This is a genomic window from Kribbella sp. NPDC104740, assembly GCF_055583505.1.
In genome coordinates, this window is record NZ_JBVJNV010000006.1 from 475,060 (window position 1) to 501,433 (window position 26,374).

Consider the following 26,374-nt stretch of genomic DNA (forward strand, 5'->3'; position numbering starts at 1 on the left):
TGGGAGGCCGGACGCTGCGGCCGTGGGAGCTGCGCCGGTTGGCGGCGAGCCCGCTGCGGCCGCCGGGCCGCCGGGTGCGCTCGACGGGTTGCGGGTGCTCGACCTGACGCAGGTGATGGCCGGGCCGTTCTGCACGATGCTGCTCGCCGACCTGGGCGCGGACGTGATCAAGATCGAGAACCCGGCGACCGGCGACCAGACCCGCCGGTCCTGGGGCTACGCGGTGCACGGCGAGGACAGCCGCGCCTTCCTCGCGCTCAACCGCAACAAGCGCAGCGTCGTACTGGACCTGAAATCGGCCGACGATCTCGCGTCGTTCCGGCGGCTCGTGCTGAGCGCCGACGTGGTGGTGGAGAACTTCCGCCCCGGCGTGACCGCGCGGCTCGGCGTCGACTACCCGACGCTCGCCGCGCTCAACCCGCGGCTGATCTACGCCAGCGTCTCCGGCTTCGGCCAGACCGGCCCGTACGCCGACCGCCCCGGCTACGACCTGATCGCCCAGGCGATGTCCGGCGTGATGAGCATCACGGGCGAGCCCGGCGGTCCGCCGGTGAAATCGGGCCTGCCGGTCGGCGACCTGGGCGCTGGGCTGTTCTGCGCATTCGGCATCGTCGCCGCCGTGCACGCGCGGGAACGCACCGGCGAGGGTCAGTACGTCGAGACGTCGTTGTTCGAGGCGGCGCTCGCGATGTCGGTCTGGGAGTCGACCGAGTACTGGGCCACCGGGACCGTTCCGCAGCCGCTCGGCTCGGCGAACCGGATGTCGGCGCCGTACCAGGCGTTGCGGACGAAGGACGGTCACCTCACGCTGGGGGCGAACAACGAGCGCCTTTGGCAACGACTCTGTACCGCTCTGGAGGTCACCGACTTGCTCACCGACGAACGCTTCGCGACCAACACCGACCGGATGGCGCACCGCGACCAGCTGGCCGGCGTACTGGAGGAAAGGCTGGCCACCGCGACCACCGACGAGTGGGTCACGCGGTTGCTGGCGGCCGGCGTACCGGCTGGTCCGATCAGGGACTACCGGTACGTGCTGGACGAGGACCCGCACGTGCGGGCCCGCGAGATGGTGCAGGAGATCGACCACCCGGTCGAGGGGAAGGTGCGGGTGCTGGGCTCGCCGGTGAAGCTGAGCGGGACGCCGGCGCGGATCAGGCGGCACCCACCGCTGCTCGGCGAGCACACCGACGAGGTGCTGGGCGAGCTGTCGCCGCGCCTCGACGAGGGGACCGGCGCATGAGCGCGCTCGAGATCGACCGCGACGGCGCGATTCTCCGGCTCACGCTGGCCAACATCGAGCGCCGGAACGCGATCACGTGGGAGATGTACGACGGTCTCTCGACCATCGAGTCGCTGGTCGAGAAGGACCGCGGGATCCGGGTGGTCGTACTGCGCGGCGCGGGCGGCAAGGCCTTCGCGGCGGGCACCGACATCCGGCAGTTCGCCGACTTCACGACGGGGGAGCAGGGCGTCGAGTACGAGCGCCGCATCGCGTCGGTCCTGACGAGCTTCCTGCGCGTCCGCGTCCCGGTCGTCGGCGTCGTCCAGGGCCCAGCGGTCGGCGCCGGCCTGGCGCTGGCCGCCTGCTGCGACCTGGTCGTCGCCACCCCCGACGCGGTCTTCGGTGCGCCGGTCGCCCGGACGCTCGGCAACACGCTCCCGCCGTTGGTCATCGCCCGCCTCCAGCAACGCCTCGGCGCCGGACGCACGATGGCTCTGCTCCTCACCGCCGGGCTGATGCCCGCGTCGGAGGGCGCCATCGCAGGCTTCGTCGCGGAGGTCATCGAACGCGAGGATCTCGACGACCGCGTCGAGAAGCTCCTCGCGGTGATCTGCGCGAACGCCCCGCTGACCCTCGCCTCGATGAAGGAGTTCGACCGCCGAATCCTCCGCGACGGTGCTTTCACCGACGGCGAGGACGTCCTGGCCGAGGTCTACGCCAGCCGAGACTTCCAGGCCGGGGTGAAGGCGTTCCTGGCCCATGAGGACATCGAGTGGGAGGGCCGATGATCGTCGACGCCCATCACCACTTCTGGCACCTGGCCGCGCAAGAGCAGCCCTGGCGAGACGACCGCCACGGCGCGATCGCCCGCGACTACACGCCTGAGGACCTGTCGGTGGAGCTGACCGCAGCGGGAGTCGACCGCACGGTCCTGATCCAGTCGGTCGACGAACCAGCCGAGAACGATCGCCTGCTGGAGTACGCGCGTACACCGTACGTGGGTGCGGTGGTGGGCTGGCTGCCGCTGTCCGACCCGAAGGCAGCACGCGAGGAGATCGCACGGGTGGCGGCGACCATCTCCGGCGAGCGAAGCGAAGCCGGGGGCGGCGGCTCCTCCCCCCTCAGTCTGCCCGCTGAGTTGCAGGGATTCGCTGGGGTGTTCAGCGGGGTGCGGTGTCTGGTGGGGCGTGACCCGATGGAGTGGCTGGGGGAGTCGGTCGGCCTCTTTCGGGAGCTGGCCTCCGCGGGGATCGCCTGGGATGTGGTGCCCGTGACCGCCGAGCAGACCAAGGCGGTGCTTCAGCTTGCCGACGCCGTGCCTGAGCTGCGGATTGTGGTCGACCACCTGGGCCGGCCTCCGATCGACAGCGGGGGATGGGAGCCGTGGGCGGGGCAGGTGCGGGAGTTGGCCGCCTGTCCGCAAGTGGGGATGAAGGTTTCGCTGGGGATCGACCTGTTGACCGAGCTGGACGAGTGGCCGGACATCGGGCGGTATCTGGCGTGGGTCGTCGAGTGCTTCGGGGCTCGGCGGCTGATGGTGGCGAGCAACTGGCCCGTGGTGCTGCTGCGGGCGTCGTACGGAGAAGCGTGGCGAAGCCTGCGGGGCGCGCTCGAACAGGTGCTGCAGGACGGGGACGAACTCGCGGCCGTGCTCGGAGGTACGGCCGCCGACTACTACCGGATCAACTGAAAGGTCATCCAGATGACAGTGACCGAGACAGCCAGGGCCGACGATCTGAGCAGCTTGTACCGGCATCTGCGGGTGGTGGACGTCGCCGACGCGCTGGACGGGATCGGGTACTTCGACATCGGGCTGATGTCGCCGGACGTCCGGCCGCTGTGGCTGGGGATGAAGTTCTGGGGGCCGGCGGCGACCATCCGCGCGGTGCCGTCGAACCGGCCGATGTGGAAGCTGGACAGCACCCAGGACATCGTCGAGGCGCACCGGATCTGGTTCGAGGAGACCGGCAATGTGAAGCTGCCGGGCGACCTCGCGCCGGGGCACGTGGTGGTGATGGACGCCGGCGGCGGGAAGGAGGTCGGGTTCTGGGGCTCGGAGAACGGGATGGGCGCGGTGCAGAACGGCGCGGCCGGGATCGTCACCGACGGGTACTGCCGCGACACCGCGGAGATCGCCGCGCAGCGGACGCCGATCTGCTCGCGGGCGCGTGGGCGGACGATCATCCCGGGGCGGATCAAGGTCGTCGAGACGCAGGCGACGATCGCGTGCGGCGGGACGCAGGTCAGCCCCGGCGACATGATCGGGTGTGACGACGACGGGGTGATCGTGGTCCCGGCGGAGGTCGCCGAGGAGGTCGCGGTGCACGCCCGGGCCATCCTGCTGGCCGACATGCGGGCGCGGCGGAAGAAGTACGAGTCGCTGGGGATGAAGCCCGACAGCTCGGTCGACCACGCGGCGATCGAGGCGTACTACGACGGGGTGTGAGAACTGTCGGCGGTGACGGTTAGGGTCCCGGGCCATGACCTCGTACCTGGAGAACACCCGGAACTCCTACGACACCGTCGCCGCCGACTACCACAAGCTCGTGGCACCGCGGTTCGACGACCCGCACCATCGCGCCGTGCTCACCCTGTACGGCGACCTGCTGGCCGCCGGTGACGCCGGGCTGGTCGGCGACCTGGGCTGCGGCCCGGGCCACGTCACGGCGTACCTGGCTGAGCTCGGCATGGACGCCTTCGGGATGGATCTGTCCCCGGCGATGGTCGACTTCGCGAAGAACGAGTACTCCGACCTGCGCTTCGAGGTCGGCTCGCTGCTCGACCTGCCGCTGCCCGCCAACGAGCTGGCCGGCGCGCTGTCCTTCTACTCGCTCGTGCACACCCCGCTGGAGGATCTCCCGAAGGCGTTCGCCGAGATCCACCGCGTCCTGATGCCGGGCGGCCTCTTCCTCTACGGCTTCAAGGCGGGCACCGCCACGTACCACCTCACCCAGGGCTACGGGCACCCGATCGAGCTGAACGTCTACGCGTACGAGCCGGCCGCGATCCACGAACTGCTGGTCGCGGCCGGCTTCGTCGAGGTGACCCGGCTGACCCGCCCGGCGATGGAGGCCGAGAAGACGGACCAGGCCTTCCTCATCTACCGCAAGAGCTAGCCCTTCACCGCCCCCGAGGTCATCCCCGCGACGATCTGGCGGTTGAAGAACAGGAACATCACCAGCGGCGGGATGGTGATCAGCAGGATGTTCATGAACAGCAGGTTGTACTGCGTGGTGAACTGGCTCTGGAAGTTGAACAGGGTCAGCTGGACGGTGGCGTTCTGGTCGCCGGGCAGGAAGTAGAGCGGGTTCACGAAGTCGTTGAACACGTTCACCGACTGCACGACGACCACCGTCACGATCACCGAGCGCAGCAGCGGGAAGATCACCCGGAAGAACAGCCGCAGCGGCCCGGCGCCGTCGATCACCGCGGCCTCGTCCAGCTCACGCGGGATGGTCGCGACGAAGGCCCGGAACAGCAGGATGCAGAACGACAGCCCGAAGGCGATCTCGATCAGGATCAGCCCGGTCATCGTGCGGAACAGCTGCAGGCCCTGCAGCACCCAGATCGTCGGTACGACGGCCGGCGGGATGATCAGGCCGGACAGCACGATGAAGTTGATGAACGGGTTCCACCGCGACCGCCGGCGTTGCAGCACGAACCCGACCATCGCGGCCAGCACCACCATGCCGGTGACGCTGACCACGGTCAGCACGGTCGAGTTGATGAACGCGATCACCAGCATGTAGTCGCGGGCCTTGACCACGGCGACGAAGTTCTCGACGAACTGGAACTGGTGCGGCCAGGAGAAGTCCAGCAGCGCGGACTGCTGCCGGTCCTTGACCGCGGTCAGCACGATGAACACGAACGGGATCACGAACACCACGAACGACGCGACGATCGCGACCGCGCTGAGCAGGTAGTTGCGGCCGGGTTTGTGGTTGACCAGCTCGCTCGTCATGGGGCCTCCCGTCCTGGACTGAGGAGTGGAGGGAGCGAAGCGACCGGAGCGACGAGGGAAGGACGGGAGTTACAGCCCCATGACGCGCCGTGCCGGAGGCACGGCATTCGTAGAGTGCTCACATCTCCACCTCCTTGCGGTTCAGGAACCAGAACAGCGGCAGCACCACCGCGGTCACCACGATGAACAGGACGACGTTGCCCGCGGTCGACAGCCCGTAGAAGCCGGCCTGGTACTGCTTGTAGATCACCGACGCGATCACGTCGGAGGTGAAGCCGGGCCCGCCGCGGGTCATCGCCCAGATCAGGTCGAACGACCGCAGCCCGCCGATCAGCGACAGGATGATCACGGTCACCGTCGCCGGTCGCGACAGCGGCAGCACGATCCGCCGGAACGTCTCGAACGCGCTCGCGCCGTCGACCCGCGCGGCCTCCATGTACTCGCGCGGGATCGACACGATCCCGGCGATGTAGATCAGCGTCGCCAGCCCGACGCCCTTCCAGACGTCGACCAGCGCGACCGACAGCAGCGCCCACTTCGGGTCGGTCAGCCAGCCGGGCCCGCTGATCCCGATCACCTCGAGCGCGCCGTTGATCAGGCCGCGCTCGGGGTTCATCAGCACGGTGAAGGTCAGCCCGACGCCGATCGTGCTGACCAGCACCGGGAAGAACACCACCGACCGCAGGTACCCGCGGCCGATGATCCGCGAGGTCAGCAGTACGGCGAGCAGCAGCCCGAGCACCACCTTCGACCCGGACGTGACGACCGCGAAGATCAGCGTGTTGGTGAAGCCCTTGATCAGCTGCGGCTCCTGGAAGAACAGCTGGAAGTTCTCCAGCCCGATGAACTTGGACTCGAACAGGCTCCACCGGGTCAGGCTGAAGTACAGCGAGGCGAAGGTCGGGACGACGAACAGCACGCCGTAGATCACGGCGGCCGGCAGGTAGAACCAGTTCGAGTACGGCGAGTAGACCTTCCCCCCGGCCGCCGGAGCGGCCGGGGAGACAGTGTCCTTGACGCGTGGTCGGACCGAGGTGGTCGCCACCTAGCTCACCAGCCCGCCAGACCCAGCTGCTGGGCCTGCTTCTTCACGTCTTCGTCGTACCGGGCGGCGCCGTCCTGGGCCTTGCGGATGCCCGAGCCGACCTCGACGGTGATCTGCTCCAGCGAGGGACCCTTCACCGGCGACAGGAACTCCAGCGCCAGGCTGGACCCGCCCTGCTTGTCCAGGTACGGCTGCATGTCCTTGATCGACTGCGGTACGTCGGCAGGCAGCGTGCAGCCCTTGACGGCGTACGGGCCGGTCGGGGTGCCGGACTTGGCCAGCGACGCGCAGCCGTCCGGGCTGGCGACGAAGGCGAGGAACTTCTTGGCCGCCTCCAGCTTGTCGCCGGTGGTGGTGGTCGGGATGTAGACGCCGTTCGGGGTCCAGACGGTCAGGCCGTTGGTGCTCGCGTCGTCACCAGGCAGCGCGAACAGTCCGACGTCCTTGGCGCCGGCCGGGTAGGTGTCGACCATGTCGTTCACCACACCGGTCAGGATCGGGTAGTGCGCACCCTTGCCCTGGGCAAGCATCCGGAGGCCGTCGGGCAGCTTCGCCGAGGCGAAGTCCTTGTTCTGGTACCCGGCGTCGTGCACGGCTTCGGTGTGCTCGAAGCCCTTCTTGGCCGCCGCCGAGGTGGCGTACTTGGCCTGGTTGTTCGTGTACTTCTCGGCGAAGTCGGTCTCGGTCGCCGCGACGTTGTGGAAGTCGCCGAGCACGAACAGCTGCGAGGTCCAGGTCTCGCCGTAGGTCTGGATCACCGGCGCGATCCCGGCGGCCTTGATCTTGGCGTTGTTGGCCATGAACTCGGCCCAGGTCTTCGGCACCTTCAGCCCGAGCTTGGTGTAGATCGGGATGTTGTAGAGCACCGCGCCGGCCATGAACCCACCGGCCGGTACGCCGTACACCTGGTCGCCCGCGGTGACGGTCTTCTTGAAGTTCTCGTCGATGTCGTTGATGTAGGGCTGGTCGCCGATCGGCACCAGGTTCTTCTGCGGCGCGATCGCCTGGAACAGCGACCCGGTGTTGTAGCTGAACACATCCGTCATGTCGCCGGTGGACAGCCGGGTCTTGATGATGTTGTCGCCCTCGGTGCCGCCGGGGCGGCTCTCCAGCTTGACCGTGACGTCGGGGTTCTTCGCGGTGAAGTCCGAGATCAGCTGCTGGGCCTCCTTGACGTCCTGCTCCTGGTTGCCGGCGAGGTAGGTGATGGAGACCGAGCCGGAGCCGCCCGTGTCGTCGCTGGAGCCGAGACTGCCCGCACTGCAGGCGGTCAGGGCGAGGGAGGCGGCCGCGACCACGGCCAGTCCTGAGGTACGGCGGCGGAACGTCATCTGTGACCTCCAGGGGATCTTCATCGGCGGTTGAGCAGACGGTCGAGCTCGGCCTGCAGCGCCTCGGCCGACGGGGAGAAGCCCCGCGGGCTGACGGCGTCGACGAGCTGGGTGGCGGGTTGGTCGAGGTAGCGGGTGAGCCGGGTGGCGAACGCGGCGTCGTCGGCGACGACGTCCTTGTCGACCGCGGCGCGGACCAGCGCGTCCCAGGTCGGCTCATGGTCCATCAGCTGCCGGATGCTCGCGTTCGCGGGCAGCGCCGGGGTCTGGGCGGCCGGGTCGGCGACCGTCCACTCGTGGTTGCCGTGTCCAACGGTCTCCGGGGAGGTTGCCCCCGGCACGTGAACCGTTGCCGTCGACCCCACGGGCACGGTGACGGCGAGGGTGAGCTGCCCGTCGGCGCGGGTCCAGGAGACCGCCGCTTCGCCGTACGGCGTGAGGTGCTTCGCCGACGCCTTGGTGAGGCGTTCGGTCGGGAGCGGGTGGACGACGATCGTGCGGTAGCCGGGATCGCCCGGTGCGAGGCCGGCGACCCGGCGGTGCATCCAGTCGGCCACCGCGCCGAGGGCGTAGTGGTTGAACGAGGTCATCTGCCCCGGGTTGATGCTGCCGTCGGGGAGCATGCTGTCCCAGCGCTCCCAGACCGTCGTCGCGCCCATGGTCACTGCGTACAGCCAGGACGGGCATCCTGTCTGCAGCAGGAGCCGGTACGCGAGGTCCGGATGTCCGGTATCGGCCAGCGCGTCGGCCATCAGCGGCGTACCGACGAAGCCGGTGCTGATCCGGAAGCCCGACGTCCGGACCAGGTCGGCGAGCCGTGCCGCCGCGCCCTGCCGCTGCTCCGTGGTCGGCAGCAGCGCCCACTGCAGGGCCAGCGCGTACGTCGTCGTCGCGTCGCTCAGCACCCGGCCGCCCTCGGTCGTGTACTCTGCGGCGAATGCCTGCCGGACGCGGGCGGCCAGCTCGCCGTACCGGCTCGCGATGTCGGCCTCGCCGACGACCTCGGCCGCCCGGGCGACCACCTCGGCGGAGCGAGCCAGGTGCGCGGTCGCGATCACGTCCGCGTCGGCCTTGGCCGCGAACGCGTTGTCCGGCGGCGCCGTCGGGTCGAGCCAGTCGCCGAACTGGAACCCGCCGGTCCACAACAGGTTGTCCCCAGCGAGGTCTGCCATCCGGTCGACCCAGGCGCGCATGCTCGGCAGCTGCCGCGCGAGCAGGGCAGCGTCGCCGGTCCGCTCGTACACGACCCACGGGACGATCGTTGCCGCGTCACCCCAAGCGGCGGTCGCCGGACCGGGGTCGCGCAGCACGTCCGGGATCACGTACGGCACCGAACCGTCCTCGTGCTGCTCGGCGGCCAGGTCGGCGAGCCAGTTGGTGAGGAACCCGGCGCTGTCGAACAGGAAGCTCGCCGACGGTGAGAACACCTGGATGTCACCGGTCCAGCCGAGCCGCTCGTCACGCTGCGGGCAGTCCGTCGGGACGTCGAGGAAGTTGCCGCGCATCCCCCAGACCACGTTCTCGTGGAACCGGTCGAGCGTCTCGTTCGACGACTCGAACCAGCCGGTGCGGGTGAGATCGGAGCCGACGACAACGGCTTCGATGTCCTCGGCAACGAGATCGTTGACACCGGTCACCTCGGCGTACCGGAAGCCGTGGAAGGTCAGCTCGGACTCGAGGGTCACCTCGTCGGGGCCGGCCAGCAGGTAGGTGTCGGTCGCCTTCGCCGTCCGCAGCGGGCGGACGCCGAGCTCGCCGTTCTCCAGGACCTCGGCGTGCCGGAGCACGACCTCGTCACCGGCCGCGCCACCGCGGACCTTGAGCCGGACCCGGCCGACGACGTTCTGGCCGAAGTCGACCAGGGTCTTGCCCGCGGGGGAGGTGGTGACCTCCACGGCCGGCAGCACGTCGGTGATCCGGACCGGCGGACCGTCGGGCGCCACCAGCAGCCCGAGATCGGCGTCGACCACGTCGACCGGGCTGCTCGCGCCGGGGGCCCGGCGAAGGTCGGTCGACTGGCCGTCGTACAGGTCGTCGGCGGTGATCGCGCTCTCTTGTGCTCTCCAGCTGCCGTCCGAGCCGATCACGAGCGTCTCGCCGGAGCCGGTGGTCACCTCCAGTTGGGCGAGCACGGCCAGGCGGTCGCCGTACACGGCGCGCTGGTTCTTGAAGCCGAGGCGGCCGCGGTACCAGCCGTTGCCGAGCAGGAACTCGAGCTGGTTGGCGCCCGGGCGGACGAGGTCGGTGACGTCGTAGGTCTGGTAGCGCAGCCGGAACTGGTACGCCGTCCAGCCCGGCGCGAGCTCGTGGTCGCCGACCCGGCTGCCGTTCAGCGTCGGCACGTAGGTGCCGTGCGCCGTGGCGTACAGGCGGGCGCTGACGATGCCTTCGGGTAGCTCGAAGTCGCCGGTGACGACCGGCGCGGGGGAGTCGGGGGCGCCGATCTCGCGCGGGCTGACGAACCGTGCGGACCAGTCGCCGGTGCTCAACAGCCCGGCCTCGACCACCGCGGGCTCGCTCCAGTCGCTCCACTCGACACCACGGACGCGGACCCGGACCGACGCCTGCTCGCGCGACCCGAGCGGGTCGTCGGGCCACGCGACCAGGACCTGATCAGCGGCCTCGACCAGGTGGGTCTGCGGGGCCGCGCTGCCCCGGACGATCTCCAGCTCGTACGCCGTCTGCGCCCAGTCCGCGTCGGCGGAGGGCACCTGCCAGGACAGGCGCGGTGCGCCGGTGTTGATCCCGAGGACCGGGCCGGCGCCGGTGTGATGGTCGAAGCGGAGGTGTGTCGGTGCGGCGGATCGCGACATGGCACTCCTAGCGGGATGAAACGATTCATTGGGTAGGTCCGATCTTGGGGCCGCCGCCGTCCGCGCGCTAGAACGGAGTGCACCGGACCTAGCACAAAACGCACTTTGCCGCCTAGGTTGAGGCATGGAGGATCCGCCGGTCGGCAACACGCGCACGCTGCTGCACTTCGTCGACGGTGCCGTCGCGTACGCCGGCCCGTACGTGCACCCGACCGGGCACCCGGTGCACACCCACAGCTTCTTCGAGGTCGCCGTCATCACCGGCGGCACCGGGTACCACGAGAGCCTGTCCGGACGGCAGGAGCTGACCGTGGGCGACGTGATCCTGCTCCGCCCCGGCGTCTGGCACGCGTACGACGACTGCGTCGACCTCGAGCTCTACAACTGCTGCTTCTCCGCCGACCTGATCCAGCGCGAGCTGGCCTGGATGCGCGAGGACCCGCTGCTCGGGTTCCTGCTCTGGACCGGCCCGTTCTCGGCCCAGCGGCGCGGGATCCTGACCACGCATCTGGACGAGGTCACCCTGGCCGAGGCGATCGGGCATCTGCAGGGCCTCGGCGAGCTCCGACATGAATCGGTTCACCTGCACCGCGGCGACATCGTCGGGCGACTCTCGCTGTTCCTCAGCTGTCTGGCCCGGGCGGTCGCCGCGACCGGCGTGGTCGGGCGCGAGACGCAGATCCATCCGGCGGTGCTGACCGCGATGCGGATGCTGGAGGCGGCGCCCGCCCATCAGTGGACGCTGACCGAGCTCGCGGAGGAGCTGCACCTGGTGCCGGGGTACCTGGTCAGGCTGTTCAAGTCGTCGACGGGACTGCCGCCGATGGCCTATCTGTCACGGCATCGCGTCGAGCTGGCCGCGGACCTGTTGCTGCACACCGACCACTCGATCAGCCGGATCGCCGAGTCGGTCGGCTGGCCCGACCAGAACTACTTCGCCCGGCGCTTCAAGCTGCACTACGGGCTGACCGCGTCGAACTACCGGGCCCGGTTCACCCACGCGGCGTTCCCGCGGCCGGCCTCCCAGCCGCGCCCGACCGTGCGCAGCAGGTCGGGGTAGACCCAGAGGTAGCGGAACGGCTTGATCAGCGCCATGTACGCCGTACCGCGCGGGCCGTTCGGCTTGACCAGCACGGCCATCTGGCCGCGGTAGTGGTCGCCGTCCTCGACCCAGCCGAGGTGAAGGACGCCGTGCATCGTGCTGTTCGCGATCTCGGCGGCCCACTCGTTGTCGGTCAGGAACACCGGGCGGAACGGAACGCCGTCGAGGTCGGGGCCGGTCGGGCCGTCGCGCAGGTCGGCCGGGAGGCGGTCCTTCAGGCTGGGGACGCGTCGACCGAGGCCCTCGCCGTCCTTGTCCCAGCCGAACAGCTCGCCGAGCTTCCAGCGGGCGGCCATCAGGAACTTGCCGATGGTCGACGACATCAGCTCCGGGGTGTCGGCGTTCGCTTCGGAGAACTGGGCGATCAGGCGCTGGAAGTCGTCGGGGCCGCCCGGGGTGGGCAGCGCCCAGACGTCCTCGATCTGGAAGTCGGCGGTGATCTCGTGGATCCGCCAGGGCCGGTCGGCGTGCGCCGCGGTCGGGAGTCTCATCGTGCTGATCCCTTCTATACGATGCCGTATATGAGCAACGTAGACCGATGTGTACGGTGCCGTATAGATCTCGGGTGCGTGAGGGGAGCCACACGGTGGGCGTGACCCGTACGCCGCGGACGCGGTGGGTCGAGGAGGGGCTGCGGCTGCTGTCGTCCGGTGGTCCGGACGCCGTACGGATCGAGCCGCTGGCGCAGCTGCTGGGCGTGACCAAGGGCGGCTTCTACGGCTACTTCAAGAATCGCGACGCGCTGCTCACCGAGATCCTCGACACCTGGGAGCGCGAGACCACCGAGGCGCTGATCGACCAGGTCGAGAAAGCCGGCGGCGACGGCCGGGCGAAACTCAACCGCCTGATCACACTCGTTGCCGCCGGCGACGGTGTGATGACCGGCACCGCCGTCGACCTGGCGATCCGCGAGTGGGCGCGCCGCGACGAGCGGGTCGCCGTACAGCTCAAACGCGTCGACAACCGGCGGATCGCCTATCTGCGCGAGCTGTTCGGCGAGTTCTGCCCCGATCCCGAGGACGTGGAGGTGCGCAGCCTGTTGCTGTTCTCGCTGCGCATCGGCAGTCCGCTGATCGCGGCCGAGCACGCCGGCCGTACCCGGAAGGATGTACTCGAGCACACCCGCCGGTGGCTGCTTACTTGAGCAGCGGAAGCGTGTGCAGGAAGGACTCCCACGAGTCCGGGAGCCAGCCCGGCACGCCGAGAACGGCCATGTAGAGCCAGATGGCAACGAGCACGCAGACGAACAGCGCGAGCGTCCCCAGCGCCTTCAACCAGGCCGGCTGCTTCCCGGTCCAGGCGGTGAGCTGCTGCACCCACTCCTTCACCCGGTAGAGCAACCGCTGCGCCCACTCGAACTCGCTGGCCAGCACCGCGAGACCCGCGATGAACAAGGGAATCCCACCCGGCCCCGGCAACCACCCGGTCAACGGCGCCGCGATGATCAGGATGCCACCCACGACACCCACCCCGATCCGGTAGATCAGGTGCTTACGCGGATTCGCACGGATCTTCCGCCGCCACTCCCACCGATCGTCCTGGGCGTCCAGCGTGATGTTGTCGTCCGTGCGGTCCGGACTGGTCTGCTCGGCCACACCCCAAATGTACGTCCTGCTCAGGCTCGTTCCGGGGATCTGTGACCCTGATCCGCCCCTGAAATCCTCGCCGCCAGCCCGCCCGCCTGCCCTTTCCTAGTTGAGTTTACAAGCGGGACATCGGACAGTGATCAGCTTGTCCACAGGCCGTCACGCGCTGGTGGAGTTGCCGTACTCCCAGTGCCAGGGTTCCTCGCGGTTGCCGCCCTGTTTGGCCCAGTCGGGGTGGATCCAGCCGAAGCGCGGGGCGTTCTGGAGCATCCACTGGTGCTGGGTGGTGCCGAAGTTCTCGATGCCGCCGCAGAGGTCGACGGCGAGGCCCCAGCCGTGGTTGGACGTGCCGGGGAGGGCGGCCAGGGACGGTTTGCGGCCGTAGAGGGAGACCTGGGAGCTGTAGGAGCGGTAGGAGTCGGTGATGCAGAGCGGCTTGCCGAAGCGCTTCTGGTACGCCGACGACAGACCCAGGTACGCCGTGGCGGCGTCGCAGCGCAGCGAGTGGGCGCTTGTGATGTTGCAGAGCTTGTTCGCGGGGATCATGCCGTTGCTGTAGCCACCCCAACCGAGGCTCGTCCCACCCGTCGCCAGGAACGGCATCGGGTTGACCGGGTCCCCGCCGAGGCGGACCTCGAAGTGCAGGTGGGCGCCCGTCGAGTTCCCTTCGGTGCCCACGGCACCGATCCGCTGGCCGGCCTGCACCCGTGCCCCGTCCGGTACGTCGATCGAGCTCAGGTGCGCGTACAGCGTCTCCAGCCCGTTCCCGTGGTCGATCCGGACCAGGTTCCCGGCCCACGCCGGATGCTCGACCCGGACCGTACCGGCGGTCACCGCGCGCACCGGCGTACCGATCGCGGCGGGGAAGTCCTGCCCGGTGTGGATCCCGCTCGCCCACAGCGACCCGGACTGCCCGAACGGCGTCCCGATCTCGTAGGTCCCGTCAGCCAGCGGCCAGGTCCAGGCGCCCGTGCCCACGTCGTACGACGTCGGCGTGTTGCCGCAGCGGAACTGTGCCGCCTGGGTCGTCGTCGCGGGCGGGTTGTTCAGCTTGGCGGGAGTCCCCAGCGTCGGCCGCAGGGCGGCGTACAGGCTCTCGGGGACGGTCGTGACGACGACGGCGCCCTTCGGCTCGTCGGCGGCGATCATCTCGCCGTCACCCAGCGCGATCCCGACGTGGTAGAGCCCGACCGACCGGCTCCCCATCACCAGCACGTCGCCCGGCTGCACCGACGCTCCGGGGACCGTGTGGTAGTTCGAGTAGACCTTGCTGATCAGCGCCGGCAGATTCGTGTACGGCGCCCAGCTGGTCCGCGCCGCTCCCAGGCACCCGTACTTGGCCGGACCGGTCGCCGAGACGCCGTACGGCTTGCCGAGCAGCGCGAACGCCTGGTTGACCGCCCGGATCGTCTCCGCCGGCAGCACCTTCACCGTCCGGCCGGCCGCGGTGAACGTCGCCGCACCCGCCACAGCCTTCCCAGCAGCAGTCAGCGGCTTGTAGCCGGCCGGGAGCTTCGAAGGGTTCCGCAGCGCACTAGCGCCCGGCGGCTTCACGCCAGCGGCAGTCAACTCAGCCAGGTACGTCTGCCAGCGCGACTTGGCCTGCTGGTTCCGGCTGGCCTGCAGCTGCTCGGACAGCTGGGTAGCGCCGGCCAGGTCGGCCAGCTGGCCCTCCATGGTCATGGAGGCGTTCGCAGCCTTCTGCTGGACCTCCTGGCTCAGCTGCGCGGCCTTGGCCGACGCCTCGTCAGCGGCCTTGCGCTTGTTCTTCGCGTCGTTGTCCGCCGTACCGGCCGCGTTCTCGGCGGCGCTGGCGGCGTTGTACTGGGCGACCTGGGTGCTGCCGAGCTGCTTGATCGCGGCCTGCCGGTCGGCGATCTCCTGCAGGTTCTCCGCGATCGGGGCCAGCGACCACAGCATCGACTCGGTGCCGATCACGGTCGGGATGCCGAGCTGGTACGCCTGGGCGGTGAGCAGGCCGAGCTTGCGGCGCTCCACCTCCGAGCTGGCCCGCTTCGTCGCGGCGTACGCCTCGGCCCGCTTCGCGGCGGCCTCGGTGGTCTGCGCGGCCTTCAGCGCGTTCGTGTACGCGATCGTCGCCTTGGCGAACTCGGCCTGGACGGCGGCCGCCTCGGCCCGGAGCTGCTCCAGGGACCGGTTGACGTCGGTGACGGAGGCCGGCGGCGGGGGAGTCGGGTCGTCGGCGTACGCCGACCAGGCGGGCACGGCGAAGACGGCCAGCAGCGTGCCGAGCGCGGCGAACCGCAGCCCCCGCCTGTTCGTCATCCGAAGCCCCCATCGACCGTCGCCTCACGCGCGCACGAGAGGTAGAGACGGCCCCCGTGCGACCCCAGCCTAGGCGGCGACCGGGTGACGCGAAACCCCGGCTCACCGATCGTGACCACCACCACGGGGCCCACGGCGGGATCCGCTGGTGCGAGGCACTAAAGTTCACTGTATGGCCTCGCACTTTGACGTTGTTGTCCTCGGCGCCGGCCCGGGTGGGTACGTCGCGGCGATCCGCGCCGCCCAGCTCGGGCTCAAGACCGCCATCATCGAGAAGAAGTACTGGGGCGGTGTCTGCCTGAACGTGGGCTGCATCCCGTCCAAGGCGCTGCTGCGCAACGCCGAGCTGGCGCACATCTTCCGCAAGGAGGCGAAGACCTTCGGCATCAGCGGCGAGGTGACCTTCGACTTCCCGACGGCCGTGCAGCGCAGCCGCAAGGTGGCCGACGGCCGCGTCAAGGGCGTGCACTTCCTGATGAAGAAGAACGACATCAAGGAGTACGACGGCTGGGGCTCGTTCGTCGACGCGAACACCCTGGACGTGTCGCTGAACGACGGCTCGTCCGAGACCGTCACCTTCGACAACTGCATCATCGCCACCGGCGCGACCACCAAGCTGCTGCCGGGCACCCAGCTGAGCGAGCGGGTCGTCACCTACGAGGAGCAGATCCTCACCGAGGAGCTGCCGGGCAGCATCGTGATCGCCGGTGCCGGCGCGATCGGTGTCGAGTTCGCCTACGTGCTGTCGAACTACGGCGTCAAGGTGACGATCGTCGAGTTCCTGGACCGGATGATGCCGCTGGAGGACATCGACGTCTCCAAGGAGCTCGCCAAGGCGTACAAGAAGCTCGGCGTCGACGTCCTGACCGGGACGCGGGTCGACTCGATCGACGACTCCGGCGAGAAGGTCAAGGTCACCGTCACCGGCAAGGACGGCAACCAGCAGGTGCTGGAGACCGACAAGGTGATGCAGGCGATCGGCTTCCAGCCGCGCGTCGACGGCTACGGCCTGGACAAGATCGGTGTCGAGCTGACCGAGCGCGGCGCGATCAAGGCCGACGGCTTCCTGCGCACCAACGTGCCGAACATCTTCGCGATCGGTGACGTCAACGCCAAGCTGATGCTGGCGCACGCCGCCGAGGCGCAGGCGATCGTGGCTGCCGAGACCATCGCCGGGGTCGAGACGATGGAGCTCGACCACGTGATGATCCCGCGGGCGACGTTCTGCCAGCCGCAGATCGCCAGCTTCGGCTGGACCGAGGAGCAGGCCCGGCTGGAGGGCTTCGACGTCAAGGTCGCGAAGTTCCCGTTCACCGCGAACGGCAAGGCCCACGGCCTCGGCGACCCGACCGGTTTCGTCAAGGTGATCAGCGACGCCAAGTACGGCGAGCTGCTCGGCGCGCACCTGATCGGCCCCGAGGTCACCGAGCTGCTGCCGGAACTGACGCTGGCCCAGAAGTGGGACCTGACCACCAAGGAGCTGGCCCGCAACGTGCACGCCCACCCGACGCTGAGCGAGGCCCTGCAGGAGGCCTTCCACGGCCTCGAAGGGCACATGATCAACTTCTGATCGGCTCTGTCCACAGGACCCCCGGCGTCATGCCGGGGGTCCTTGCTTTTGTGGCACTCTCTTGGGCATGGAGAGTCTGTACGACGCGATGGGTGGGGACGAGGGGTGCCGGCGGCTGGCGCACGCGTGGCACGAGCGGGTGCTCGCCGACGAGGTGGTGAGCCATGCGTTCAGCCACGGCTTCCATCCGAAGCACACCGAGCGGCTCGCGGCGTACTGGGCGGAGGCGCTCGGCGGGCCGGCGACGTACTCGGCGTCGTACGGCGGGGAGACGCTCGTCGTCCGGATGCACAGCGGCAACGGGCCGCACGAGGAGATGGACCGCCGCGCGATCGCGTGCTTCGCGGCGGCGCTGGACGATGTCGGTGTGGGGGAGCCGTTGAGGACGGTGCTGTACGACTACTTCGCCTGGGCGACGACCGTGTCGCTGACGCAGTACACGGGCTCGGCGAGCGACGTACCGGCCGGGCTCGCCGTGCCCAAGTGGTCCTGGAACGGCCTCGTCACAGACTGAACGCGACCGCCCGCAGGATCAGCGCAGCCACGAACACCACGGTGAACGCCAGGTCGATCCCGATCCCACCGGCCCGCAACGGCGGCAGCTTCCGCCGTACCGGCGCGATCACCGGCTCCGTCCACGCGTGCGACAACTCCCGCGCCCGCCCACCACGGGCGGCCCCGCTCGCCATCCCCGTCCAGTCGAGCACCATGCGCACGATCAGCACCAGGATGAACAACGTCAGCGCGTACCCCAACAGGGTCCCGATCAGGCTCATGAGCTTCCTCCGTAGAACGTCTTGCCAGTATCAACGGCCGAACCTCCCCGGAGATGTCGCCGGCGCCACCTTCTTAGCCGACTCTCAGCGTTCGGTGACGTCGCCGAGGACCGGTTTGATGTCGAGTAGCGGCGTGCCGTCGAGGGCTTCGAGGTTGTTGACCTGTAGCAGGAAGGGCTCGATGGCCAGGAGGGTGACTCGGTGGAGACCCAGGGGATTTGGGCGGTCGGGGGAGCGGGTGCTGAAGACGCCGGTGGTGGGGCGGGTGGGGTCGTTGCGGGGGTGGACCTTCAGTGCGGTGCGGTCGGCGCGGTCGAGCCAGGTGATGAGGATGAGGTCGTCGCCGACGTGGAGGTCGGCGAGGGCTTCGGCGTACGCCGGGTCGATGGCGAGCCAGGCGGTGGGGGCGCCCTCGTCGCCTTGGCGGGGTGCGGTCGAGAGGTCGGTCAGGGTGGAGCTGACGTGGCCGATGGGCTCGAGGGTGATCATGCGAGGTGGACGAATTTGGTGAGCAGCGGCACGTCGGGGTGGTGGACGTGCAGGGCCAGGCCGGGAGGGGCGGTCGGGTCGACCAGGCCGCCGGTGGGGGACGGGGGCTCGGCGACCAGCGGGACGGTGGAACGGATGCCGGGGGCAAGTAACAGTGGCAGTCCGGCGTACGACGTACTGATGCCGTTGTGCAGGTGACCGGCGAACAGCGCGTTCACCGGGTGCCGGCGCAGCAGGCTCGCGAACTGGCCCGGCTCGCGCAGCAGCCACTGGTCCATCGTCGGGTGCTCGAGGCCGACCGGCGGGTGGTGGAACGCGATGAACACCGGCCCGTCGTGCGGCTCGGCGAGCGCGGCGTCGAGCCAGTCGAGGGAGTCGGAGCTGAGGTGTCCGTGGTCCTCGCCGGGCACGGTCGTGTCGAGCAGCACGAAACGCGCGCCGGCGACGTCACGGACCTGGTGCACGGGGTCCTCCCCGCCGGTCACCGATTCGACGTACGCCGTCAGCCCGGCGCGGAAGTTCGCGCGGACGTCGTGGTTGCCCGGCAGCACGAGCACCGGCAGCTCGCCGAACGCGGCCAGCTCGGCCGCCACCTCGGCGTACTCGGTGCCGTGGTCGGCGAGATCGCCGGTGACCAGCACGACGTCGACGGGCCGGCTGAACGCCAGCAGGTACGCCGTGACGCGGCGCAGGCGATCGCGCGCCTCCGCTGTCCCGTCCAGGTGGGGATCACTCAGGTGCGCGATGACTGTCACCAGCAGACCTCCTCGTCGTAGGTCAGCAGGTTATCCGCAGAAGTCCCCCGCGAGGTCGCCGCACGGCACCAGCCCATCGCGGGCCAGGATCGGCTTGGCCTGGTCCGACGTCAGGTAGTCGAGGAACGCGTCCTGCAGCGAGTCCGGCTTCGGGACCGCCGCCGTGTAGGCGTGCTCGACCTCCCAGAACCGGTACGTCCGGTCGCTCACCTTCTCGGTCGCCGGCACCACCCCGTCGATCGCGATCGGCGTGATCGTCGGGTACTTGCGCGACCCGCCGAGCTCGGCGTACCCGATCGCGCCGTCGATGTCGGCCACGCGACTCAGCAGCTCCTCGGTCGTCCCGACCTCGCAGCGCTGCTGCTTGGCGACCGGGTCGTCCTTGGTCTTGCAGTCGTCGGAGGTGATGCCGAGCTCCTGGTCTCCGGCCAGCACCTTCTCGCGGAACGTCCGCCGCGATCCGGAGTCCGGCCCGACCCGGCTGACCATCCGGATCGGCAGGTCGCGTCCGCCGAGCTGCTTCCAGTTCGTCAGCCGGCCCGCGTAGATGTCGCGCAGCTGATTCGTGGTGAGCGCGCTGACGTCGCTCGTCCGGTTCACCACGACGGCGAACACGACGACCGCGATCGGCCGGCTCTGCAGCTCGGCCGCCTCTTCGGCGGGTCCGTCGGACATCGCGATCAGTTTCTCCGCGGCCGCCGGGTCCTTCTTGCCGGTGTCGGCGAGCAGCCGCGTGCCGCTCCGGCTGCCGCTGGCGGCGATCGTGATGTCGGCCTGCGTGCACTCGGCGACGTACGCGCTGCGCACCTCCATCACCGTCGGCTCCACGGCCGTCGACCCGACGACGCGCAACGGGCCGGCCGCGCAGTTGTCCGGCGGCTGCAGTACGTCAACCAGGAACAGCGCGACCAGCGCGCCGACGAGCACCAGCGACAACGCACCAAAGATGAGCGTACGGCGACCCGGCCCACGCGGCCGCGGCTCGTGGTAGACGCCACCACCCGCCGATCCACCCGCGAGATACCCCGAGTGCGTGACCCCGTCGCCGCGCCCGCTCAGCACGAGCAGGAACTTGAAGCTGTCGCCGCGGTTGATCGCCATCCGCGGGATCACCAGCCGGCTGGTGTCGACGAAGTTCTCCGAGTCGAGCTGCCGCTGCAGCATCTCGCCGAGCGCCTCCGGCTTGGCCTCGGTCACTTCCAGCCCGACGATCGTGCGGTCCGGGAACGCGAACGACACCTTCTCGTGCATGTGGTGCGGTTCGATGTCCATCCCGCCGGCGTTGTCGACGCGCAGCAGCACGACGCTCGGTTCCTCGACCACGTCGCCCTGGTGCCGGACCTCGACGTCGACCATGTGCGAGCTCGGGAACACCCCGATCGGGGCGTCGACCTGGACGCGGTAGACCAGGCGTTTGCGGCGCAGGAAGTACCGGTCGACCAGCCAGGCGACCGCCGTACTGATCAGGGCGACCGCCGCGATCACGGTTTCGAGATTGATGTCTCCGAGCCCGGAGAAATCCACTGCCAGTCCCATTCCCCCTCCAAGACCTGCAGGCTACGGAGCGTTGGTGAACGGTTGCTGACACTGCGGTGACCGTTGTCCCGGCGGTGCGGGAGCTTGGCCGGGCTGCCGCGGTCTGCGAGATTTGGCCGCATGGCTGAACAGGTGGACGTGGTCGTGATCGGGCTCGGCGTGGGTGGCGAGGAGACCGCCGGGCGGCTGGCCCAGGCCGGGCTGAACGTCGTCGGTGTGGACCCGCGGCTGGTCGGTGGCGAGTGCCCGTACTGGGGCTGCATCCCGAGCAAGATGATGATCCGGGCCGCGAACCTGATCGCCGAGACGCGGCGGGTCGACGGGATGGCCGGGCACGCGACGATCGAGCCGGACTGGGCGCCGGTCGCGCGGCGGATCCGCGAGGAGGCCACCGACACCTGGAACGACCAGGTCGCCGTCGACCGGCTGGTCGGCAAGGGCGTCACGTTCCTGCGCGAGCGCGGCACGATCACCGGTCCGGGCACGGTCCAGGCGGGCGACCGGACGTTCGAGGCCGCCCGCGGGATCGTGGTCGCGACCGGGACGGTGCCGGTGGTGCCGCCGATCGAAGGGCTGGCCGGTACGCCGTACTGGACGAACCACGAGGCGATCGAGGCGGACACGCTGCCGGAGACGATCGTGGTCCTCGGCGGTGGTGCGATCGGGCTGGAGCTGGCCCAGGTGTTCGCCCGGTTCGGTGTCGCGGTGACCGTGGTCGAGGCGACCGACCGGATTCTCGCGCTGGAGGAGCCGGAGTCGAGCGCCCTGGCGCAGGAGGCGATGGAGCGCGACGGTGTCACCTTCCGGGTCGGCGTCCGCGCCGAAGCGGTTGCCTATGACAACGGATTCACGGTACGGCTGGGCGACGGGTCGTCGGTCACCGGCGAGAAGTTGCTCGTGGCAACAGGACGCCGGACCGACATCCGGGCGCTCGGGCTGGATGCCGTCGGCATCGACCCGGCGACGCGGTTCGTTGCCGTCGACGAGCATGTGCGGGCCGCGGACAACGTCTGGGCGGTCGGCGACGTGACCGGGGAGGGCGTGTTCACGCACAACGCCATGTACCAGGCGAACATCGCGGTGCACGACATCCTCGGCACCCCCGATGCTCCGCCGGCCCGGTACCACGCGATGCCGCGGGTCACCTTCACCGACCCGGAGATCGGCGCGGTCGGGCTGACCGAGCAGCAGGCGGTCGCGCAGGGGCTGGACATCCGGACCGCGATCACGCAGATCCCGTACTCGACCCGCGGCTGGATCCACAAGGCGGGCAACGAGGGGTTCGTGAAACTCGTGATGGACGTCTCACGCGGAGTGCTCGTCGGCGCGACCAGCGCCGGACCGGTCGGTGGCGAGGTGCTGAGCGGGCTCGCGGTCGCCGTGCACGCCGGCGTACCGGTCAAGGAGCTGCAGCAGATGATCCTCGCCTACCCGACCTTCCACCGCGCGTACGGCGAGGCGCTGAAGAATCTCTGACGAACCCTGAGTGACCTTTGTTGCGATCGGGTCGCAACTAGATCAACAATGGATCTATGCATGTCCCTGACGGATTCTTCGACGCCCCGACCTCGATCGCGACCGGACTGATCGCGGCCGGTGCCGTCGGCATCAGCCTCCAGCGCGCCAGCCGCGAGATCCGCGAGACCGGTCCGGCGCTGGCCGGACTGACCGCGGCGTTCGTGTTCGCCGTCCAGATGGTGAACTTCCCGGTCGGGGCCGGGACCAGCGGTCACCTGCTCGGCGGCGCGCTCGCCGCGGCGCTGGTCGGGCCGTGGAGCGCGGTGCTGGTGATGTCGACGGTGCTGCTCGTGCAGGGGCTGCTGTTCGCCGACGGCGGGCTGACCGCGCTCGGCACCAACATCACGCTGATGGGCCTGATCACGGTCCTGGTCGGCTTCTTCGTCACCCGCGCGCTGCTCCAGGTGCTGCCGAAGCGCGTCGGCAGCGTCGTCCCGGCGACCACGGTCGGTGCGCTGGTCTCCGTGCCGGTCGCCGCGCTCTGCTTCACCGGCCTGTACGCCGTCGGCGGCGCCGTCGACATCCCGCTCGGCAAGCTCGCGACGGCGATGGTCGGCTGGCACATCCTGGTCGGGCTCGGCGAGGCGGTGATCACCGCCGCCGTGCTGAGCGCGGTCGTCGCGACCCGCCCCGATCTGGTCTACGCCGCTCGGCACCTGCAGGCCGACCTCGTCCTGGTCGATGCCGACGGCAACTCGTCGACGGTCTCGCCGGACCGGCCGATCGCCGCGCGCCCGGCCGGGCGCTCGCTCGGCGTCGGCGTCGCGGTGACGCTGGTCGTCGCCGGGGTGGTCAGCCTGTTCGCGAGTGCGCACCCCGACGGCCTGGAGTTCGTCGGCGCGAAGCTCGGCTTCGAGAGCGCCGCGAAGGACTCGGCGGTCGCGGGCAGCCCGCTCGCGGACTACGGCGTGAGCGGCATCGGGAACAGTCACGTCTCGGGCGCGCTGGCCGGTATCATCGGCGTACTGGTGACGATCGCCGTCGGGCTGCTGGTCGCCAAGATCGCGTCGCTGCGGTCGGCTCGGGCCAACGCCGACACGAGCGCGTGATGCCCGTCCTCGCGCGGGCCGGCGGTCGATGAGCGGCGACGGGCTGCTGGTCCCGACCGGGAGCCTGATCCACCGGCTCCCGGCGCAGGTGAAGATCGTCGGGCTGCTGCTGTTCGTGCTCGCCGTGGTGTCGACGCCGGCGGCGGTGTTCTGGGCGTTCGGCCTGTACGCCGTACTGATCGTCGGCTGCGTCGTACTCGCTCAGTTGCCTGCCGCAACGGTCCTGAAGCGGCTGGCGGTGGAGACGCCGTTCATCGTGTTCGCGCTGCTGCTGCCGTTCGTAGCGACCGGGCCGCGGGTCGACGTACTGGGTGTGTCGCTGTCGTCGGCCGGGGTGCTCGGGGCGTGGAACGTGCTCGCCAAGGGGACGCTCGGGGCCGTCGCGGCGATCGTGTTGTCGGCGTCGACCGGGCCGCGGGATCTGCTCGCTGGACTGGAGCGGCTGCGGCTGCCCTCGACGTTGGTGGCGATCTTGTCGTTCATGGTTCGCTACCTGAGCGTCGTGTCGGACGACCTGCACCGGATGCGGATCGCGCGCGAGTCCCGGGGGTACGCCGGTGGGCGGGCCGGGCATCTGCGGGCGGTCGCCGGGGGAGTAGGGGCGCTGTTCGTGCGAAGCTTCGAGCGCGGCGAGCGGGTGCACCTGGCGATGCAGTCGCGCGGGTACACCGGGAGGATGCCGCTGCTGTCCGTCACCGGCGCCGACCGCCGCCAGTGGCTGACCGGCCTCACGGTGTCCCTGGCCGCGATCGCCGTCGCGGTGGCGGCTAGGGTGGTCGGCTTGTGAGCAGCCCTTCGATCCACGTCGAGCGCCTGGTGTTCGCCTACCCGGACGGCCGGCAGGCGTTGTTCGGCGTCGACTTCACCATCGAACGCGGCGAACGCGTCGCCCTGCTCGGCCCGAACGGCGCCGGCAAGACCACGCTGGTGCTGCACCTGAACGGCATCCTCGGCTCGGTCGCCGGCGGCACCGGCAGCGGCCGCATTCAGATCGGCGGCACGGATCTGCACCGGGATCACCTGCCCGAAGTACGCCGTAAGGTCGGCCTCGTCTTCCAGGACCCCGACGACCAGCTCTTCATGCCCACCGTCCGCGACGACGTCGCCTTCGGCCCCGCCAACCTCGGCCTCCGCGGCGCCGACCTCGACGAACGCGTCCAGGAAGCCCTCGTCCAGGTCGGCATGCAGGACCACGCCGACGTCGCGCCGCACCACCTCTCGTACGGCCAACGCCGCCGAGTCGCCGTCGCCACGGTCCTCGCGATGCGCCCGGAAGTCCTCGTCCTGGACGAGCCGTCCAGCAACCTCGACCCCGCCAGCCGCCGCGAGCTCGCCGACATCCTGTCCGCCTTGGACGTCACCCTGCTGATGATCACCCACGACCTCCCGTACGCCCTCCAGCTCTGCGAACGCAGCCTCCTGATGGACAAGGGCCGCATCGTCGCCGACGGCAAGACTCGTGACCTGCTCGCCGATCCTGCGCTGATGTCGGCGCACCGGCTGGAGCTCCCGTACGGCTTCAACCCGCTGTCCGTCCCGGGGCCTGAAAACTAGGGGTGTCGATCTGCGGGTCCGTCATCCGACGCGTTGGTAATCAACCGCTTCGGAAGGACGCAGATCATGAGCACGAACCCGACCCCGAACAACAGCCTGGCGCCCATGCGGCCGACCCTGCAGCCTGTGGCTGATGCAGCACCGGCCGGGAACAAACAGGCAGGGCCGTCGGCAGACTCGGCCACCTCTTCCCGCCTCAGCTCCCCGGCGGACTCGTTCGAGCTCCGCTCACCGGCCACCGCCGCCGACGCTGTGCCTGCACCGAACGCCCACCGCATTTCTCTGGCCGCCGCGGCATCAGCCACAGGCGGCCGGGTCGGCCGCAGGTCAACCAAGCTGTTGTTAGGACTGGGCGCCCTGGCCGGCCCGTTCAACCTCGTGCTGGTGCTGACCCAGACGTTCACCCGCGACGGATTCGACATCCGGAAGCACGCGGGCAGCATGCTGACGCTCGGCGACCACGGGTGGATCCAGAGCGCGAACTTCGTGATCACCGGCCTGCTGGTCGTTCTCGGCGCAGTCGGGCTGGGCCGCGTGGTGGGAAAGCGCGCCGCCCGACTGCTCACCGTCTTCGGGCTGGGTACGGCCGCCGGTGGGTTCTTCCTTCCTGACCCGGCGCTCGGATTCCCGACCGGCGCCCCCGAGACCGCGACCATGTCCTGGCACGGCGCAGCCCACTTCGCGGCGGGTGGGATCGGGTTCCTCGCGTTCATCGCCTGCTGCGTCGTCGTCGGGAACCACTTCCGGCGTACCGCGAACCGCGCGTGGGCGGCAGCCTCCTACGCGACCGGCGCAGCCTTCCTCGCCGCGTTCGTGGGGATCGCCTCCGGCTCGGCCGGCGAGACGACGACGCTCGCGTTCTGGGCGGCGATCATCATCGCCTGGATCTGGCTGACCGCCACCCTGAACCGCTTCCGGCTCACCGCTCGGTGAGCCGCCCGACCAGGTGCGTCAGCTCGTGCCGTTCGTCGTACAGCGCGAAATCGACCCCGGCGTCGCGCGACTCGTACCCGAACTGCACCCGCGACGGCAGCAGCAGCGGTTTGCGGAAGTCGACCCGCACCTCGAACGCCTCCGACAGCCCGGCGCCCCGCTCGATGGACGCCAGAGCGGCAGCCTTCGCCCACATCCCGTGGGCGATCTGCCGGGGGAAGCCGAACGCCTGCGCCGACAGCTTGAACAGGTGGATCGGGTTCCGGTCCCCGGACGCCGCCGCGTAGCGCCGTCCGAGGTTCCCGCGCAGATCCCACCACGCGGCCCCGTCCAGCCCCGGATCGTCCAGCAGCGAAGCATGAGCCGACGGATCGCCACTCGAACGACTGAGCAGCGTCGTCGAGTCCGTCCAGACCAGCTCGCCGAACACCCGCACCTCGCTGAGGACGTCGAACACCGTCCCCTTCGGGTGCGCCCGTTCCGGCCCGCTGTGCACGGTGATCGCGAGATCGGCGTGCAGCGGGATCGGCCGGTACTGGGTGATCGTGTTCGACAGGTGCACGATCCCCATCGGCTTGTACGGGAACGACGGGTCCGACATCAGGTCCAGATGCAGCGGGAACGCGAGCACGTGCGGGTACGTGACCGGCAGAACCGGCGCCGCGGCGAATCCCGTGACTTCCCGGTACGTCGCCAGGTGGTCCTGGTCGACCACCACCTCGGGCAGCTCCAGCCGGAGCCCGTCGGCGTCCGGCTCGTACTCCGCCCGCCGCAGCGTCGCCTTCACCGTCCGCGCGTAGAGCGAGCCGAGTCCCGGCGAGTCGTCGTACCGGCGTGTCGGCATC

The 26,374-nt window shown here is 69.8% G+C and carries 26 protein-coding genes; 14 read left to right on the forward strand and 12 right to left on the reverse strand.

Going from position 1 to position 26,374, the window contains the following annotated elements:
* Nucleotides 1-22: 22 nt before the first annotated feature.
* From ACZ6Z4_RS30245 to ACZ6Z4_RS30265, 5 genes are read left to right on the forward strand one after another with little or no spacing between them, the layout of a single operon-like run.
* Nucleotides 23-1,243, forward strand: coding sequence for a CaiB/BaiF CoA transferase family protein (locus tag ACZ6Z4_RS30245; protein WP_465571677.1), 1,221 nt, complete (start codon nt 23-25; stop codon nt 1,241-1,243).
* Nucleotides 1,240-2,013 (forward strand): enoyl-CoA hydratase, encoded by a 774-nt coding sequence (locus ACZ6Z4_RS30250; protein WP_465571682.1) that lies wholly within the window; start codon nt 1,240-1,242, stop codon nt 2,011-2,013. The genes ACZ6Z4_RS30245 and ACZ6Z4_RS30250 overlap by 4 nt, the downstream gene beginning before the upstream one ends.
* Nucleotides 2,010-2,915: an amidohydrolase family protein gene (locus ACZ6Z4_RS30255; RefSeq protein ID WP_465571685.1), complete on the forward strand. Its 906-nt coding sequence runs from the start codon at nt 2,010-2,012 to the stop codon at nt 2,913-2,915. The genes ACZ6Z4_RS30250 and ACZ6Z4_RS30255 overlap by 4 nt, the downstream gene beginning before the upstream one ends.
* Nucleotides 2,916-2,927: 12 nt before the next feature.
* The gene (locus tag ACZ6Z4_RS30260; protein WP_363677481.1) at nt 2,928-3,671 is read left to right on the forward strand and encodes an RraA family protein; all 744 of its coding nucleotides are present in this window, start codon (nt 2,928-2,930) and stop codon (nt 3,669-3,671) included.
* A 34-nt stretch (nt 3,672-3,705) separates the two neighbouring features.
* Complete coding sequence (locus tag ACZ6Z4_RS30265) at nt 3,706-4,341, forward strand: class I SAM-dependent methyltransferase (RefSeq protein WP_465571689.1); 636 nt, start codon at nt 3,706-3,708, stop codon at nt 4,339-4,341.
* On the opposite strand, the gene ACZ6Z4_RS30270 is transcribed toward ACZ6Z4_RS30265, so the two are convergent.
* From ACZ6Z4_RS30270 to ACZ6Z4_RS30285, 4 genes are all read right to left on the reverse strand, one after another.
* Complete coding sequence (locus ACZ6Z4_RS30270) at nt 4,338-5,186, reverse strand: carbohydrate ABC transporter permease (protein ID WP_465571692.1); 849 nt, start codon at nt 5,184-5,186, stop codon at nt 4,338-4,340. The two genes, ACZ6Z4_RS30265 and ACZ6Z4_RS30270, sit on opposite strands and share 4 nt — an antisense overlap.
* A 118-nt stretch (nt 5,187-5,304) precedes the next feature.
* On the reverse strand, nt 5,305-6,231 hold the full coding sequence (locus tag ACZ6Z4_RS30275) for a carbohydrate ABC transporter permease (RefSeq protein WP_465571695.1): 927 nt from the start codon (nt 6,229-6,231) through the stop codon (nt 5,305-5,307).
* Between the two features lie 5 nt (nt 6,232-6,236).
* Complete coding sequence (locus ACZ6Z4_RS30280; RefSeq protein ID WP_363677473.1) at nt 6,237-7,562, reverse strand: ABC transporter substrate-binding protein; 1,326 nt, start codon at nt 7,560-7,562, stop codon at nt 6,237-6,239.
* 20 nt (nt 7,563-7,582) lie between these two features.
* Nucleotides 7,583-10,375, reverse strand: a complete 2,793-nt coding sequence (locus tag ACZ6Z4_RS30285) for a family 78 glycoside hydrolase catalytic domain (protein WP_465571700.1) — start codon at nt 10,373-10,375, stop codon at nt 7,583-7,585.
* A 124-nt stretch (nt 10,376-10,499) separates the two neighbouring features.
* On the opposite strand from ACZ6Z4_RS30285, the gene ACZ6Z4_RS30290 reads away from it, so the two are divergent.
* A complete protein-coding gene (locus ACZ6Z4_RS30290; RefSeq protein WP_465571704.1) occupies nt 10,500-11,435 on the forward strand; it encodes a helix-turn-helix transcriptional regulator in 936 nt (311 codons plus the stop codon).
* Here ACZ6Z4_RS30290 and ACZ6Z4_RS30295 read toward each other — a convergent pair.
* Nucleotides 11,354-11,968 (reverse strand): DUF2867 domain-containing protein, encoded by a 615-nt coding sequence (locus tag ACZ6Z4_RS30295; RefSeq protein ID WP_465571709.1) that lies wholly within the window; start codon nt 11,966-11,968, stop codon nt 11,354-11,356. The two genes, ACZ6Z4_RS30290 and ACZ6Z4_RS30295, sit on opposite strands and share 82 nt — an antisense overlap.
* 74 nt (nt 11,969-12,042) lie before the next feature.
* Between ACZ6Z4_RS30295 and ACZ6Z4_RS30300 the strand changes: the two genes are divergently transcribed.
* On the forward strand, nt 12,043-12,621 hold the full coding sequence (locus ACZ6Z4_RS30300; protein WP_465571712.1) for a TetR/AcrR family transcriptional regulator: 579 nt from the start codon (nt 12,043-12,045) through the stop codon (nt 12,619-12,621).
* On the opposite strand, the gene ACZ6Z4_RS30305 is transcribed toward ACZ6Z4_RS30300, so the two are convergent.
* Together ACZ6Z4_RS30305 and ACZ6Z4_RS30310 are read right to left on the reverse strand one after the other, a co-directional pair.
* A complete protein-coding gene (locus ACZ6Z4_RS30305) occupies nt 12,614-13,072 on the reverse strand; it encodes a PGPGW domain-containing protein (protein ID WP_363677466.1) in 459 nt (152 codons plus the stop codon). The two genes, ACZ6Z4_RS30300 and ACZ6Z4_RS30305, sit on opposite strands and share 8 nt — an antisense overlap.
* Nucleotides 13,073-13,222: 150 nt before the next feature.
* Complete coding sequence (locus tag ACZ6Z4_RS30310; RefSeq protein ID WP_465571719.1) at nt 13,223-15,349, reverse strand: peptidoglycan DD-metalloendopeptidase family protein; 2,127 nt, start codon at nt 15,347-15,349, stop codon at nt 13,223-13,225.
* Nucleotides 15,350-15,521: 172 nt separating this feature from the next.
* On the opposite strand from ACZ6Z4_RS30310, the gene lpdA reads away from it, so the two are divergent.
* Both lpdA and ACZ6Z4_RS30320 read left to right on the forward strand, forming a co-directional pair.
* On the forward strand, nt 15,522-16,919 hold the full coding sequence (gene lpdA, locus ACZ6Z4_RS30315) for a dihydrolipoyl dehydrogenase (protein ID WP_465571723.1): 1,398 nt from the start codon (nt 15,522-15,524) through the stop codon (nt 16,917-16,919).
* Between the two features lie 67 nt (nt 16,920-16,986).
* Nucleotides 16,987-17,433: a group II truncated hemoglobin gene (locus ACZ6Z4_RS30320; protein ID WP_465571726.1), complete on the forward strand. Its 447-nt coding sequence runs from the start codon at nt 16,987-16,989 to the stop codon at nt 17,431-17,433.
* Here ACZ6Z4_RS30320 and ACZ6Z4_RS30325 read toward each other — a convergent pair.
* From ACZ6Z4_RS30325 to ACZ6Z4_RS30340, 4 genes are all read right to left on the reverse strand, one after another.
* On the reverse strand, nt 17,423-17,695 hold the full coding sequence (locus ACZ6Z4_RS30325; protein ID WP_465571729.1) for a YggT family protein: 273 nt from the start codon (nt 17,693-17,695) through the stop codon (nt 17,423-17,425). The genes ACZ6Z4_RS30320 and ACZ6Z4_RS30325 overlap by 11 nt on opposite strands.
* Before the next feature lie 84 nt (nt 17,696-17,779).
* Nucleotides 17,780-18,184 carry a tRNA (N6-threonylcarbamoyladenosine(37)-N6)-methyltransferase TrmO gene (gene tsaA / locus ACZ6Z4_RS30330; protein WP_465571733.1) on the reverse strand — a complete coding sequence of 135 codons (405 nt, stop codon included), beginning with the start codon at nt 18,182-18,184 and terminating at the stop codon, nt 17,780-17,782.
* Nucleotides 18,181-18,939: a metallophosphoesterase gene (locus ACZ6Z4_RS30335; RefSeq protein WP_465571735.1), complete on the reverse strand. Its 759-nt coding sequence runs from the start codon at nt 18,937-18,939 to the stop codon at nt 18,181-18,183. Before ACZ6Z4_RS30335 ends, tsaA begins: the two co-directional genes overlap by 4 nt.
* A 30-nt stretch (nt 18,940-18,969) precedes the next feature.
* A complete protein-coding gene (locus ACZ6Z4_RS30340) occupies nt 18,970-20,475 on the reverse strand; it encodes a PstS family phosphate ABC transporter substrate-binding protein (protein WP_465571741.1) in 1,506 nt (501 codons plus the stop codon).
* A 120-nt stretch (nt 20,476-20,595) separates the two neighbouring features.
* Between ACZ6Z4_RS30340 and ACZ6Z4_RS30345 the strand changes: the two genes are divergently transcribed.
* The 5 genes from ACZ6Z4_RS30345 to ACZ6Z4_RS30365 all read left to right on the forward strand — a co-directional run bounded on the left by ACZ6Z4_RS30345 (nt 20,596) and on the right by ACZ6Z4_RS30365 (nt 25,529).
* Nucleotides 20,596-21,951, forward strand: a complete 1,356-nt coding sequence (locus tag ACZ6Z4_RS30345) for a dihydrolipoyl dehydrogenase family protein (protein WP_465571746.1) — start codon at nt 20,596-20,598, stop codon at nt 21,949-21,951.
* A 56-nt stretch (nt 21,952-22,007) separates the two neighbouring features.
* Nucleotides 22,008-23,042, forward strand: coding sequence for an energy-coupling factor ABC transporter permease (locus ACZ6Z4_RS30350; RefSeq protein ID WP_465571749.1), 1,035 nt, complete (start codon nt 22,008-22,010; stop codon nt 23,040-23,042).
* A 28-nt stretch (nt 23,043-23,070) separates the two neighbouring features.
* Nucleotides 23,071-23,829, forward strand: coding sequence for a cobalt ECF transporter T component CbiQ (cbiQ, locus tag ACZ6Z4_RS30355; RefSeq protein WP_465571752.1), 759 nt, complete (start codon nt 23,071-23,073; stop codon nt 23,827-23,829).
* Entirely contained in the window at nt 23,826-24,596 is a 771-nt protein-coding gene (locus ACZ6Z4_RS30360; RefSeq protein WP_465571755.1) for an energy-coupling factor ABC transporter ATP-binding protein, read from the forward strand. The genes cbiQ and ACZ6Z4_RS30360 overlap by 4 nt, the downstream gene beginning before the upstream one ends.
* Before the next feature lie 66 nt (nt 24,597-24,662).
* Nucleotides 24,663-25,529, forward strand: a complete 867-nt coding sequence (locus tag ACZ6Z4_RS30365) for a DUF998 domain-containing protein (RefSeq protein WP_465571759.1) — start codon at nt 24,663-24,665, stop codon at nt 25,527-25,529.
* On the opposite strand, the gene ACZ6Z4_RS30370 is transcribed toward ACZ6Z4_RS30365, so the two are convergent.
* On the reverse strand, nt 25,516-26,373 hold the full coding sequence (locus tag ACZ6Z4_RS30370) for a MaoC/PaaZ C-terminal domain-containing protein (RefSeq protein ID WP_465571762.1): 858 nt from the start codon (nt 26,371-26,373) through the stop codon (nt 25,516-25,518). The genes ACZ6Z4_RS30365 and ACZ6Z4_RS30370 overlap by 14 nt on opposite strands.
* Between the last annotated feature and the right edge of the window lies 1 nt (nt 26,374).